The following is a 13774-nucleotide window of genomic DNA, read 5'->3' as shown; positions in this document are numbered from 1 at the left end:
CGAAGACATGCTCTGTCAATCGGCCACCGCTGACTGAAGAAACTGCGCCTCAAACACCTCGGCAGGTACCGGCTTGCTCAGCAGATACCCCTGGATCTCGTCGCAACCCAGCAGCGCCAGATGCCGGGACTGGTCCTCGGTCTCCACCCCTTCGGCCACCACCTTCAGCCCCAGCGAGTGCCCCAGGTTGACGATGGTGGACACCAGCGCCACGCCCTGCGGGCCTGAGGCCATGTTCAGGATGAAGGACCGGTCGATCTTGAGCGTGTCCACCGGCAGTTTGGCCAGGTAGCTCAGTGACGAGAAACCCGTGCCAAAGTCGTCGATGGCAATGGTGATGCCCATCTCGCGCAGCGCATGCAGGCTGGCGGTGCTGTGCTGCACATCGTCCATGACCATGCTTTCGGTGATCTCCAGCTCCAACCCGGCGGCCGCCCCTGCGTCGTGGGCCACGGCGTCGCGCACCTCGGCAATGAAGCCCCGGTGCCGCAGCTGCAAGAACGACACATTGACGGCGACCCGCAGGGGCGCCAGCCCCGCCTGGCGCCAGCGCAGGTTGTCGGCCAGGGCCTGGCGCAGCGCCCAGCGGCCCACGTCGTAGATCAGGCCGGTTTCTTCCAGAATGGGGATGAACTGCGCGGGTGGCACCAGCCCCCGGCGGGGATCGCTCCAGCGGATCAGGGCCTCGGCCCCGGCGATGGCACCCGTGGCCAGGTGCTGTTTGGGCTGGTAGTGCAGCACAAACTGGCCCTGCTCCAGTGCGTCGCGCAGGCGGCCCTCCAGGCTCAGGGCTTCCGCCACGCGGGTGTTCATCTCCGAGGTGTAGAACAACAGGCTGTCGGCCGAGGCCTTGGCCTTGTTGAGGGCTGCCTCCGCGTTGCGCAGCAGGGTCTCTGCATCGGCACCATCCATGGGGTACAGCGCGACACCGGCCTTGGCGGCCATGCGCAGCTCGGTGCCGCCCAGCACAAAGGGGGTACCAAAACAGGCCCGCATCAACCCGTCCAGCGCCAGCGCCACCGCGCCCGCATCCCGCGCATCGGTCACGGCGATGCCGAAGCTGTTGACGCCAATGCGCGCCACGTCGTACGCGTCGCCCGCCGCTTGCTGCAGCCGCTGCGCCACCTGCTTGAGCAGTTCGTCCCCCTCCTGGCGCCCCAGGGTGTCGTTGACGAACCGAAACCGGCTGATGTCCATGAGCCCCATGCCGAGCAGCGCCTTGGCCCCTTCGCGCGGCCGCAGGTGCTGGCCGCTGCGCTCCAGGAACAGGGTGCGGTTGGGCAGACCTGTGATGTCGTCGTAGTACGCCAGGTAGTTCAGCCGCTCTTCCTTGTCGAGGTGGTCCATGGCAAAACCGATGTCCCCCGCCAGCTCGGTCAGCAGGTGCATCTCGTCATCGTCAAAGAACCCGGCTTCGTCTGCAAAGAGGGCGATCACGCCCACCACCTCGTGCGCCACCAGCAGGGGCAACACGGCCATGGATGCCACGCCGCGCGCAGCCAGCTCCTGCGGCACCAGAATGCGCGGGTCGCTCTGAATGTCTTCACACACCGCGGCCTGCTGGGTGCGCACCACGCTGGCGCTCAGGCTTTCGCCCTCCCTGGGGGTTTCGCTGAGCCACAACCGGCGCCGCACATGCATGAGGAACTCCGCCCCGGCCCCGGCGAGCGCCACCGGCACCACCTCTTGCAGGGCATGGTCCACGCGGCCGATCCAGGCGATCTTGAACTGGCCGTGCTCCACCGCAACACGGCAGGCCTCGCGGAACAGCTCGTCGCGCTGGCGCACGCGCACGATCAAGGTGTTGATGCCGCTGAGCACGGCGTACACGCGGTTGAGGCGCTTGATGCGCCGCTCGGCATCCCGGCGCGCCGTGATGTCTTCTCCCAAGGCTGCCACCCCGGTCACCTGCCCGCCCACCGAGCGCAACACGGTGTTGTTCCAGTGCACCAGGCGCCGCCCGCCAGAGCGGGTCAGTATCTCGTTGTCGTAGTGCCACGCCGACGGCCGATCGGCCAGCACGTCCGCAAAAACACTGCGCACATCGCCCATCTCGGGTGGAACGAACAGATCGAACCAGTTGCGGCCAAACACCTCGTCGCGCTGCCAGCCCGTCAGGCGCAGCAGGTAGTCGTTGCAGTAGGTGATGCGTCCTTCGCAGTCAAGCATCAGCGAGATCATCTCGACCTTGTCGAGCATGTCGTTGAAGCGGCGGTCGCTTTCGTGCAGTTCTTCTTCGGCGCGCTTTTCCTTGGTGATGTCCTGGATGGTATTGAACCAGCGGCCCTGCTCCCCGCGGCCCGCCTCGTCCTCCAGCGGCTCCATCACCTGGCGCAAGTACAGCGGCTGGCCGTCGCCACGCAGGACACGGTAGGTGAAATCCATGCGCGCGCCCAGGTGGGCAGCCTGCAGCGCATGGCGGCGGAACATGTCGCGGTCGTCGGGGTGCACCAGTGCCAGCCAGTCGCGGGCCGAGCGGGGCATGGCGCTTTCGTCCAGGCCCAGCATGTCGGGCAAGGTATCGAGCCAGCTCTCGAAGGCGCCATCGGGCCCGCTGATGACGTGGGATATCTTGGCCAGCGCCTGGGCCCGGCGCAGGCTGGCCTTGTTGGCACGCAGGGCATCCACGGCCCGCTGGCGCTCTTGCACCTGCACCTGCAATTGGTCTGCGTGCTGCTGGATCTCCAGGTAGAGGCTGCCGTTCTCGTAAATGCGGCCCACCTGCGCGCCCAGGATGGCGAGGACTTTTTCGTCATCGGCGCTGAAGGCATCGGCCCCCAGCTTGTTGGCCAGGCACAGCCAGCCATAGGAGAACGACAACGACACGATGGGTGCGATCACTGCCGTGTGCACCGGGGGATAGCCTGCGGGCAAGCCGAGCGCCACAGGGTCGCCGCCGGCATTGACCAGGCGCTGCGGGCGGCGTTCGGCCCGCAGCTGCCCCAACAGTCCATGCGACACCACAGGCAGATCGAGCGGTCCGTTCTGCAGGGCCGGGTCCATGCCGCTGGTGCAGGTGATGGCACCGTCGCTGTGCTTGCGCACCACGCACAACACGGCGTACTGCGCACCCACCAGCTCGCGCGCACCCCGGCACACATTGGCCAGCAGCACCTGCGGATCGCGCTCGGAGGCCAGCTGCAGGTTCAGATCGGTCAGCGCGGACAGGCGCCGGTTCATGGCCTCCAGCTCGGCCATGTTGCCGGTGAGCTTGTCGGTCATTAGTTGCAGGTGGCGGGTCTGAAAACTGTGTTCCAACGCCACCGAGGGCTGGTGGAGGATCTGCGTGAGCGCCTGCTCGATGGCGGCCAGGATGTCCTGCGGCTCGCAGGGTTTGAACAGCACCTGGGTCACGCCGCAGGCCTTGGCAAGGCGCAGGGCTTCTTCCTCGTGATAGTGGGCGCTGCAAAAGATCACCTGCGTGGCCGCCAGGCCGTGTTCTGAGCGCAGTTGCCGCACAAACTCAAAGCCGTCCATGGTCGGCATCAGGATGTCGGAGATCACCAGGTCGGGGCGTTCGGCACGGACCACGGCCAACGCCTCGGCGCCATCGGACGCCTCCAGCGCCTGGTGGCCGCTGTGCCCGATGAGGGTCACCACCAGGGCGCGGTTGGCTGGGAGGTCATCGACAACGAGGATCTTTGCCATGCTGTACGTGCTGGATATTCAACCTGATTGGGGCGGAGCCGGGTGGGCACCAGCCAAAAACGCCTCGATCTGCTGCACAAAGGTCTCGGGCGTGATGGGCTTGGACAGGTGTTCATTAAAGCCGACTTCGAGGGCCTTCTCGCGGTCGCCCGGCATTGAGAAGGCTGTCACCGCCACCAGTGGCACCACCCGCCAGCGTGGGCTGGCGCGCAGGCCGCGGGCCACCTCGTAGCCGTTCATCACCGGCATCTGCAGGTCGCACAACACAATGTCTGGACTCTCGGCCAGGGCCAGGTCCAGCCCGACGGCGCCGTTTTCGGCTGCCAGCACGCGGTGGCCAGCGGCTTCCAGCAGGTAGGTGACCAGCAGGCGGCTTGCGTCATCGTCCTCGATGACCAGAATGGTGGCGGGATGGATGGTGGTTGTCATGCCTGGGGCTCCGGCAATTGCAGAGTGAAGGTGCTGCCCAGGCCTTCGGTGCTGTCAAAACCCAGGGTGCCTCCCAGTGCTTCGGCCAGCTTGCGGCTCAGGTGCAAGCCCAGGCCTGTGCCCTCATGGTGGCGGCGGTCCGCACTCTCGACCCGCGAAAACGCCTCGAACAGCCGGGGCTGCTCCTGCAGCGGTATGCCTGGCCCGGTGTCCTGCACCCGCAGCTGAACGGCGCGGCCGGTGGGCAGCAGCAACTCCTGCAGCACCACATCCACCCTCCCCTGTTGCGTGAATTTGATGGCGTTACCCACGAGGTTGATGAGAATCTGACTGAGCGCGCGCCGGTCGGTGAGCAACAAGACATCCACCGGCGGCGCATGCACGGCAAAGGCCAAGCCCTTGCGTCGCGCCTCCAGTTCCAGTGTCGCAGACACTTCTTCGATCAGGGTCTTGCAGTCCACGGGCTCCAGGTTCAGCGTGACCTTGTTGGCGCTGAGCTTGGCCACATCGAGTAGGTCGTTGATGAGCGACAGCAGGTGCTTGGCGCCGGTCTGCACGATGCGCAACTGCTTGTCCTGTTCAGCATTGAGCGGGCCGGGCAGCTTCATGAGCAGCGTGCCGGTAAAGCCAATGATGGCGTTGAGTGGGGTGCGCAGCTCGTGGGACATGCTGGCCAAAAAACGGTCTTTCACCAGCGCTGCGTTCTCCAGCTCCAGGTTCTTGTCGCGCAGCACCTGCTCGATGCGCTTGCGCTCCGTTACATCGCGGATGGCACTGGAGACAAACAGGCCTTCCTCCGTCTCCAGCGGGCTCAGGCTGATCTCGACCGGAAACTCGCTGCCGTCCTTGCGCAAACCGTGCAGCTCCAGCCCTGCGCCCATGGAGCGGGTACGCGGTTCGGCAAAAAAGTTGCGCCGGTGGTCGGGGTGGCGGGCGCTGAAGCGCTGGGGCACCAGCAACTCAATGGGCTGGCCCAGCAGCTCATCGCGGCTCCAGCCAAACAGTTTGACCGCCTGGGAGTTGACCAGCACGATGCGCCCTTCGCGGTTGACGATGACCATGGCGTCGGGTGCGGCCTCCAGCAGGTCCTTGAACTTCTGGTCTGCGCGCTTGCGGTCGGTGATGTCGCGGATGGCGCTCATCACCATGGTGCCCTCTTCGGTGTCGATGGGGCTCAGGCTGATCTCGACCGGGAACTCGCCACCGTCCTTGCGCAGGCCATGCAGCTCCAGCCCTGCGCCCATTGTGCGCGTGCGCGGCTGGCCAAAAAAACCACTGCGATGGCCCAGGTGGGCACCCCGGTAACGGTGGGGTAACAACACCTCCACCGCCTGGCCCAACAACTCGGAGCGGGGGTAGCCAAACACGCGCTCGGCCTGCGAGTTGACGAGCACGATGCGCCCAGTCACGTTGACCATCACGATTGCGTCGGGGGTGGATTCGAGCAGGTCGCGAAACCGCGCCTCCAGCAGCTTGGCATCGCGCTGCACCTTGAGCTGGGTGACATCCTTCTTGCTCGACAAAAAGTACAGCACCTGCCCGGCCGCATCGCACACGGCCTTGGTCGATACATTGACATGCACCAGCGAGCCGTCCTTGCGGCGGCGCACAGCCTCCTGCACCGAAGTGCCCAGCCGCAGGGCCTCGGCACGGAAAAGGTCCTCTTCATGCGCGCGACCCTGGGGCACGATCAGGTCGAGGATGGAGCGCCCCTGCACTTCGGCCTGCGAATAGCCAAAGATCAGCTCGGCCGCCGGGTTCCACTCCAGCACCACGCCCTGGGGTGATAGCACCAGCAATGCATCGGGGTTTTGCTCCCAGTACCCGGCAGAAAAGTCAGTCGCCATCCAGCCCTCTCGCTTTCTGCTTCCTGGAGAGTCAGCTGCTCCAGGGACCTTCAACGCTCGCCATATTCGGCATAGCACACATCAGGCTTATGCCAGCAATGCCGAAGCGTCAGGCCATCTTAGGAGGGAAAGATTCAAAAAGCCAACTCTGAATTGCCAGCGCGATCATGCAGGCTGTGGGAAGAATCGGAAAGCATGCAACAGGGGCTGATCAATAGCGCTGCTGCACAAAGTGGGCCTCACCATCTGTGGCGTTGCATACACTTTCCCCCGCTAGCCCCGGGGTGTGACTGTCATCGATGTCTGATCCATCCAACGATCTATGGTCGCAAGCAACACGGGCGCTTTGGCAAAACCATCCACCAGGCGGACCAGGTGCTCGCCATGTTTGCCCAGAAGTGCGGGAAAGCTGGTGATGCCCCAGCGACGCGCTTGCGCAAAGTCCCTCTGAGTCACCTGGAGGGTGGCATCGGCCACGAAGCACTCCTGCAGCCCTTGGGCATCCAACGCCTGTACCGACAGAGCCTGAGTCACTACGGCGACCAGCACTTCTGGATCGGTCGTGTCCAAGCCGTCGGCATAAAAAGCCTTTTGCAGCGCCCGAAAAATGGCCAACAGGTTTGCACCCGGCTGACTGAGCCGAGCGGCAACCACCGCGCGACAGACAGGCTCTGTGTCGTATACAAAGCCTCGCCGAGCCAGGAGGGCCTCTCGGTCAAAGCTCAGGCCTGTCTCTGCTTCCACCTTCGCCCAGTGAAACAACCTCAAGCGCTTGCCGGCATCGTCCAATACCTCAGTAGCCCCTGCACGCAGACCACCAGTGACGATGTCGAGCCGCATTTCGGGCCGCTGGCCCAGTGCCTCGGACAGTTCTTGTCCGAAGCCGTAGCACCATGAACACATGGGGTCTCCCACAAACACCAAGCGGTGTCGCTCGCTGGCGGCGGCGTTCATTGGCGCTCCGCCATTCGGCGCCCGAATGAAATTCCATATGCGGCTGGACGCGCCAGCAGCACCGGGTCGGCAGAAGGTTCGATGCCATCCGGCAGAGCCAGGGGATTGAAAAGGACGGGCTCGCAGGTCGAAGACTCGGACAAGCTCTCAATCACCAGACGCCCTGCAGTGACCTGCCGACGCTGTTCTGGCCACGCGACGGTCGGGTCGCTGGGATCGTCGGCGTCTTCAGCCAACTGCACCAAAAACCGGAAGGAAGCGGGTCCTCTGGCAAGTCGCTCCTTCAGCTCTGCCGCGAGAAAATCGTCGGGTAGCTGCATGCTCTGCTCCTCACTCAATCGCTGCTCTCCCGCCTCCGGCTCAAAACGCCAACGCACAAAGCGGCGTTGGTCATCCGGAGCCCGGAAGATGAATGCGTTCACGCCCCAATAAGGAGTCGTGACATAGCTCGCAGGCGCAGAACGCTCGGCCAGATATTTCCCCTGGCGCAACGACTCGGGGTGAGCCAGGTTGAATGCTGCCAAGCGTTCTGGAGATGGTTTGCCGGTCACCGGGTCCGGGACGCGGGATCGGACAAACGGAGCGAAGTCCGCCGGGTCCTTCACAAAATATACCGGAGCAGACAGGTTGGCCTGCATCCAGACTGCCCCATCGGGAAGGTCCAGCTTGAGCGACAGACCACGTGTTGAGCGGCTTTTGTCCGACGCGCCGGGATTGCCCCCACCCACCGAAAACCGAGCGAGGGCTGGCACTTGGGCTCCCGAAAATGCAGTCGCTTTGCTCAGTGCTCGTGCCTCGGCAGTTCCGATGAAGAAGCCCTTCGCACACAGCCCCTTCGTCTGCGTACGACGCACGCCAGCGTGTTTGCCAAACAACGCCTCCAATGCGTCCACAGACTCTGTCAATGGTTGGGCTACTACCGCCATCGGCTGCCCAACGGCCAGCGTAAGCAACATAAGGTAGATGTAGTTTCTGAGTGCCATGTTCAATCCAGCCGCAGGCTCTGCTCCATGGTGAAGCACTGGTCCCAGATGTACACATCAAAAGCCGCCAGGCGAGAAGCCCACTTGGGTGTCAACGCGTTCACACATTGGGCCGCCACGCGGTCAATGTAATTGTCAAAGACGGCCCAGGGGTTGGATTGGTCGCGGGCATCCATGCCCTCGACCAAGGCAGTGTTCTGCAGTGCCTTGCCGGCAGCCTCCTTGAGATCTTGCAAAAACTCGTGTTGCATGGCGACGTCGGCCTTGGTACCGGCTCGTGCAACATGGCCAGAAACCAGCCAGTCGAAGTCCATCGACTTGATCTTCTCGACCTGCTTGAAGTAGCCCGGGATGTCCTGCGCCAGCGCAAGGCGTCTCCACGGCATCCATCCGGGAAAGATGACGTCCACCACCATCAACGTACGTTGCTCAGGTGCCAGGATGAAGATGTTCCCCGGCTCATGACCATTGCCGTGGTACGAGAGGTCCAGGCGCTGCCCGCCCACTTTGAGGGTGTACTTGTCGCGGAAGGTGACGCCGGGCAGCGGGCGTTTGGGATCACGTGCACGCGCCAGGATGGTTTGGGTTTCTTCGTGCGCAATGATCACAGGTCGGCGCGGCAGCGTGGCTAGCAACTCCCCTGCTGCACCGATGTGGTCAACATGGGCATGGCTGTAAATGATGTGTGTGATCGGCTTGCCCGTGACTTCACGGATGGCTTTCGCGATAAATCCGGCCAGCGGGGGCGGTGCGTCAGCCAGCACTACGCCTTTTTTGTGCACCACGAACATCGCCTGGTAGACGTTGTCGGTCACCATGTACAGGCCGCGCCCCAGTTCCTGGATTCGATAACCCTTCGCGGGGTCAATGGTGGGTCCCTTGGCAGCTTCGGGGATTTCCATGTACTTGCCGGTGCGCGCTCCAATGGTCGCAATCGCGGGCATTCCATGGTAAGGCTCCGAAGCAGCACACCCTGGGGCCGCGCACTCTTGGTGAGCCGATGCGCTGGCAGAAAAACCCAGCAGCAATGCAGTGACGCAATACAGCGCCAGCCCGCCCACTGAAGAGAGAAACGGCTTGTAGAAAGGTCGAAGAATATTCATGTCAATCTCTGATGTCGTAATGAAAGACCTTGGAGACGATCTGCCAGCGTCCGTCCAGCCAGAGCAGCGTCAGCAGGTCGATGAAATGTTTGGGCGCAATGGAGCACTGGAGTTTGGCCAGTGCCGTGACGGGGCCTACCAGGTCGATGGAGAGCACGCGGTCGGTGCGCCCTTGGCCGCTCGCCGCAGGGGCTGGGCGAGCATCCACCACCGGGAAGTACTCGTTCATGCGCCAGAAGATGGGTTGCTCTCCCACCGCCGTGGCGTACAGGGCCTGCGGATGAAACACCTTGGCCAGGCGCGTTGTGTCGCTGTGGTAAAGGCCGTCGAGGTACAGCTCCAGCACCGAATGGATGGCGGCAAAGTCAGCGGCGCTACTCATTGCGCACCGCCTTTCTTCGCCCGCTCACGCAGCACGGTCACGGTTTCGCCAGCGATGCCCCAGTGGTCGGTATCCACTTCTTCGATCACAACAAAAGTAGTGGCAGGGTTCTTGTCGAGCACCTGCACGACAAGGTCGGTAGCGCCCCGAATCAGCTGGGCCTTTTGCTCGCGCGATGCACCCTCGCGGGTGATCTGGATCTTGATGTAAGGCATGGGAGTATTCCTCAGGCTACGAGGCCTTCTGTCTGCATCGCGGCACGGACCTCGGGGCGGGCTGCCACACGCGCCATGAAGCTGCCGATGTGCTGCAGTTCCCCCAGGTCGATCTGAACAAACTTGGCCCAGCCCAGCACCACGAACAGATAGGCATCGGCGGCAGTGAAATCGCTGCCCGTGAGGTAGCTCTTGCCAGCCAGTTGTCCGTCGAGCCAGACCAGCTTCTTGTAAAGCACAGCAGCCAGCGCCTTCTTGGCATTGGCATCCACATCGCTGTGGAACAGCGGGGTGAAAGACTTGTGCAGTTCCGCCGTCACGTAGTTCTGCCACTCCATGACCCGGTAGCGCTCCAGACTGCCTGCGGGGGGCATCAGGGTGCGTGCGCCCGCCCGGTCCGCCACATATTGAGCAACTATCGGCCCTTCGGTGATCCGCGTCCCATCAGCAAGTTCGATCACAGGCACCTGGCCTTTGGGGCTGATGGCATAGAAGTCACCGCCAGTGCTGGTGGTGTGTTTGTGGGTATCCACCTTCTCCAGCGTGAATGGCGTGCCTGTTTCGCGCAGAAGAATGTGCGTCGCCAGCGAGCATGCGCCGGGAGAGTAGTAAAGCTTGATCGAGTTCTGCATCTGGGGACTCCTTACGTCCGTGGTTGGTGATGCAGCAACTGTATTTGCGATGAAATTGACAATAAACTAGATTCATTTCAAATCACTAATTACATAAGAATCAACAATGAACCGGCAATTCGACAACCTTCGCCTGGGCAGCATTGAGTTGTTCTGCCTGACGGCGCAGCACCAGGGGTTCACTGCGGCAGCCAAGGCCACAGGACTCACGGCGGCTGCCGTGAGCCGTTCAGTGGCACGGCTGGAGGAGCGTCTGGGCGTGCGCCTTCTCATGCGCACTACGCGCCAAGTGCGCCTGACGGAGGTTGGGCAGCGCTATTACGACCAATGCCGACAGGCGCTGACGCAACTCAGCGAGGCAGAGCGTGAGGCGTCGGGCCAGCAACTCAAGCCAGCAGGCCTTGTGCGGATGAGCCTGCCCACTTCGTACGGCCACCATCGCGTACTGCCTCTCTTGCCCGCGTTCAGCAAGAAGTACCCCGACATAGAGATAGAACTGCAGTTGTCCAACCGTAACGTGGACTTCACCGAGGAAGGTTTTGACCTCGCCATCCGCGGCCGAACACCGCCAGATTCGAGCCTGGTGGCTCGCAAGTTGGAGGACGCGGCCTTGATCGTTGTCGCAGCCCCGGCCTACCTGAAACGCCACCGCGCACCCGCTACACCAGACGAGCTGGAACGACATGAATGCGTGCAGTTCGTGCTGCCGAGCAGCGGGCAGGTCGTTCCCTGGTTGCTGGTGCACGAGGGCCAGACCATGGAATGGCCGACCCAGGGCAAGTTGCGCTGTGCTGATGACATCCTGGGTCAGATCACGCTGGCCCGCGCAGGAGCAGGCCTGGTACAAACGTACCGTTTTCTGGTGGAGGAGGATCTGCGCAACGGCCAGTTGGTCGAAGTGCTGGCGGGGCATGCGGGCGCGTCACGCCCGTTCTCGCTGATCTACCCAGGCAACCGGCACATGCCCCTGCGGGTGCGGGTGCTCATCGACTATCTGGTACGCGCGCTGGGACGCTGAGGCGCAAACAAAAAACCCTGGTCCGAATGACGCACCAGGGTTCTTCTTTTATGGAGACGTTTTGAACCGCCCCGAAGCCAAGGCGGATGCGACTACATGTTGTCAATCATGACCTGCCCAAACCCCGAGCAGCTGACCTGCGTGGCGCCTTCCATCAGGCGGGCAAAGTCGTAGGTCACCTTCTTGGATGCGATCGACTTCTCCAGCGAGCTGATGATCAGGTCGGCAGCCGCCGTCCAGCCCATGTGGCGCAGCATCATCTCGGCCGACAGGATCTCGGAGCCGGGGTTGACGTAATCCTTGCCCGCGTACTTGGGCGCCGTGCCGTGGGTGGCTTCAAAGCAGGCCACCGAGTCGGACATGTTGGCGCCAGGGGCAATGCCGATGCCGCCCACCTGTGCCGCCAGCGCGTCAGAGATGTAGTCACCATTCAGGTTCAGCGTGGCCACGACCGAATACTCGGCCGGGCGCAGCAGGATCTGCTGCAGGAAGGCATCGGCGATGCTGTCCTTGATGGTAATTTCCTTGCCGTTCTTGGGGTTCTTGAGGCGGCACCAGGGGCCTCCGTCGATGAGCTCAGCACCGAATTCCTTCTGTGCCAGGGCATAGGCCCAGTCGCGAAAGCCCCCTTCGGTGTACTTCATGATGTTGCCCTTGTGCACGATGGTCACGCTGGGCTTGTCGTTGTCGATCGCGTACTGGATGGCCTTGCGCACCAGGCGCTCTGTGCCCTCGATGGACACGGGCTTCACGCCCAGGCCAGAGGTGTTGGGGAAGCGGATCTTCTTCACCCCCATCTCGTCCTGCAGGAACTTGATGAGCTTCTTGGCCTTGTCCGACTCGGCCTCGAACTCGATGCCGGCGTAGATGTCTTCCGAGTTCTCGCGGAAGATGACCATGTTGGTCTTTTCAGGCTCCTTCAGCGGCGAGGGCACGCCCTTGAAATACTGCACAGGGCGCAGGCACACATACAGGTCCAGCTCCTGGCGCAGCGCCACGTTCAGCGAGCGGATACCGCCGCCCACGGGCGTGGTCAGCGGGCCCTTGATGGACACCACGTACTCGCGCAGCACCTGCAGGGTTTCATCGGGCAGCCACACATCGGGACCGTACACCTTGGTGGATTTTTCGCCCGCGTACACCTCCATCCAGTGGATTTTCTTTTTGCCGCCGTAGGCCTTGGCCACGGCTGCGTCCACCACCTTGATCATGACGGGCGTGATGTCGAGGCCCGTGCCATCACCCTCAATGAAGGGAATGATGGGCTCGTCCGGCACATTCAGGGACATGTCGGCGTTGACGGTGATTTTCTGGCCTTCGGCAGGCACCACGATGTGCTGGTAGGTGGTCATGGGTGGGGAGTCTCCGGTGTGCGCCGAGTCTGATTCGGTCGATGAGGGGCAAAGCGAGGAAAAGAAGCACCGCCGCAGGCGCGCCAGTGTGGTTTCAAACCATTCTAATGACAAAAAATTTCGTCCAAGACCCTGTCAACGGGCCGCGCGCTGCTATCGTTGCGAGTGGAGCCGTACGGAATTCGTCCGGCCCTTCAACCTTCGTTCACACTGGAAACGGCATATATGAAAAAACTCCTCGCTGTCCTCGTGGCCGGTCTGTTCACTGCTGGTGCTTTTGCACAGGCACCCGCAGCCGCCCCTGCCACCACCGCTCCCGCAGCCGCTCCCATGACGGCCCAGGCAGCAGCACCGGCCACCAAGAAGGTCGCCAAGAAAAAGACCACCAAAAAGGTCGCCAAGAAGAAAACCGCCCACAAGGCCGCCTGAACATCGCAAGGCCTGACATACCCGCCACGGGGCCCTCAGGCCTTCGCTGATTCAAAAACCGCCCGCTCCTGCGGGCGTTTTCTTTGGTGCTTCGCATACTCTGCGCACCACCTGAACTTTTTGCGAGCACTGCAGTCCGTCCCTGACGCAGCTGCCGCACCCTGTGTCGCCTTTTTTGCCAGAAAGTCCCGCCCATGACCGCCTCACGCGCCCTCCCAGCCTTCCCGCTTCCCGCACTGCGCGGGGCGACCGGTGTTCCCAGCCGTGCCCGCCGCGCCGTTGGAGCCTGGGGGGTTTGGCTGGCGGCATGTGCACTGGCCGCGCCCGCTGGGGTCGCTCAGGCGCAGGAAGGCCCGCAGATGAACCTGCGGCGCGTGGAACTGACGGCCGGCATGCACCGCATCGACGCCCAGGTCGCCCTCACCCCCCAGGAGCGCCAGACCGGCCTGATGCACCGCAAGGAAATGCCCGCGCACGAAGGCATGCTCTTTGTGTTTGAGCAGCCCTCCCAGCAGTGCTTCTGGATGAAGAACACCTTGCTGCCGCTCACGGCGGCCTTCGTTGCCGATGACGGCACCATCGTGAACCTGGAGGACATGAAGCCCCAGACACTGGATTCACACTGTTCGGCCAAGCCCGTGCGCTACGTGCTGGAGATGAACCAGGGCTGGTTTGCCAAGAAGGGCATCAAGGCCGGGGCCAAACTCAGTGGGACTCCGTTTGCCCGGCAGTGACGCCAAGGGCTGCTGATGCTACACATTCAATAGCAATAGAACCATGAT

The 13774-nt window shown here is 62.9% G+C and carries 13 protein-coding genes; 3 read left to right on the top strand and 10 right to left on the bottom strand.

The window, feature by feature from the left end; genetic code table 11:
- Positions 1-15: 15 nt before the first annotated feature.
- From CLU87_RS08460 to gstA, 9 genes are all read right to left on the bottom strand, one after another.
- Entirely contained in the window at positions 16-3648 is a 3633-nt protein-coding gene (locus CLU87_RS08460) for an EAL domain-containing protein (RefSeq protein ID WP_099730144.1), read from the bottom strand.
- An 18-nt stretch (positions 3649-3666) separates the two neighbouring features.
- A complete protein-coding gene (locus CLU87_RS08455; RefSeq protein WP_056062437.1) occupies positions 3667-4077 on the bottom strand; it encodes a response regulator in 411 nt (136 codons plus the stop codon).
- Positions 4074-5924, bottom strand: a complete 1851-nt coding sequence (locus tag CLU87_RS08450) for a PAS domain S-box protein (RefSeq protein WP_056062435.1) — start codon at positions 5922-5924, stop codon at positions 4074-4076. The genes CLU87_RS08455 and CLU87_RS08450 overlap by 4 nt, the downstream gene beginning before the upstream one ends.
- Before the next feature lie 273 nt (positions 5925-6197).
- Positions 6198-6878, bottom strand: coding sequence for a DsbA family protein (locus CLU87_RS08445; protein WP_099730143.1), 681 nt, complete (start codon positions 6876-6878; stop codon positions 6198-6200).
- Positions 6875-7861: a catalase family peroxidase gene (locus tag CLU87_RS08440; protein ID WP_099730142.1), complete on the bottom strand. Its 987-nt coding sequence runs from the start codon at positions 7859-7861 to the stop codon at positions 6875-6877. The genes CLU87_RS08445 and CLU87_RS08440 overlap by 4 nt, the downstream gene beginning before the upstream one ends.
- A gap of 2 nt (positions 7862-7863) precedes the next feature.
- Positions 7864-8805, bottom strand: coding sequence for an MBL fold metallo-hydrolase (locus CLU87_RS08435; protein ID WP_099730141.1), 942 nt, complete (start codon positions 8803-8805; stop codon positions 7864-7866).
- Positions 8806-8965: 160 nt separating this feature from the next.
- Entirely contained in the window at positions 8966-9346 is a 381-nt protein-coding gene (locus tag CLU87_RS08430; RefSeq protein WP_056062424.1) for a nuclear transport factor 2 family protein, read from the bottom strand.
- Entirely contained in the window at positions 9343-9561 is a 219-nt protein-coding gene (locus tag CLU87_RS08425; RefSeq protein WP_056062421.1) for a 4-oxalocrotonate tautomerase family protein, read from the bottom strand. The genes CLU87_RS08430 and CLU87_RS08425 overlap by 4 nt, the downstream gene beginning before the upstream one ends.
- An 11-nt stretch (positions 9562-9572) precedes the next feature.
- The gene (gene gstA, locus CLU87_RS08420; RefSeq protein WP_233193738.1) at positions 9573-10193 is read right to left on the bottom strand and encodes a glutathione transferase GstA; all 621 of its coding nucleotides are present in this window, start codon (positions 10191-10193) and stop codon (positions 9573-9575) included.
- 106 nt (positions 10194-10299) lie between these two features.
- On the opposite strand from gstA, the gene CLU87_RS08415 reads away from it, so the two are divergent.
- Complete coding sequence (locus CLU87_RS08415) at positions 10300-11211, top strand: LysR family transcriptional regulator (RefSeq protein WP_099730140.1); 912 nt, start codon at positions 10300-10302, stop codon at positions 11209-11211.
- 92 nt (positions 11212-11303) lie between these two features.
- Here CLU87_RS08415 and icd read toward each other — a convergent pair whose 3' ends face one another.
- A complete protein-coding gene (gene icd / locus CLU87_RS08410; RefSeq protein ID WP_015014237.1) occupies positions 11304-12563 on the bottom strand; it encodes an NADP-dependent isocitrate dehydrogenase in 1260 nt (419 codons plus the stop codon).
- A 225-nt stretch (positions 12564-12788) separates the two neighbouring features.
- Between icd and CLU87_RS08405 the strand changes: the two genes are divergently transcribed.
- Together CLU87_RS08405 and CLU87_RS08400 are read left to right on the top strand one after the other, a co-directional pair.
- The gene (locus CLU87_RS08405) at positions 12789-12992 is read left to right on the top strand and encodes a hypothetical protein (protein ID WP_056644838.1); all 204 of its coding nucleotides are present in this window, start codon (positions 12789-12791) and stop codon (positions 12990-12992) included.
- A gap of 194 nt (positions 12993-13186) precedes the next feature.
- Positions 13187-13726: a DUF192 domain-containing protein gene (locus tag CLU87_RS08400; protein ID WP_099730139.1), complete on the top strand. Its 540-nt coding sequence runs from the start codon at positions 13187-13189 to the stop codon at positions 13724-13726.
- Positions 13727-13774: the final 48 nt, after the last annotated feature.

It is taken from the genome of Acidovorax sp. 59, from assembly GCF_002754175.1.
In the GTDB taxonomy this organism is placed as follows: Bacteria; Pseudomonadota; Gammaproteobacteria; order Burkholderiales; family Burkholderiaceae_C; genus Acidovorax; species Acidovorax delafieldii.
The sequence above is the reverse complement of the archived record's forward strand: the minus strand, read 5'-3'. Positions and strand labels throughout refer to the sequence as shown.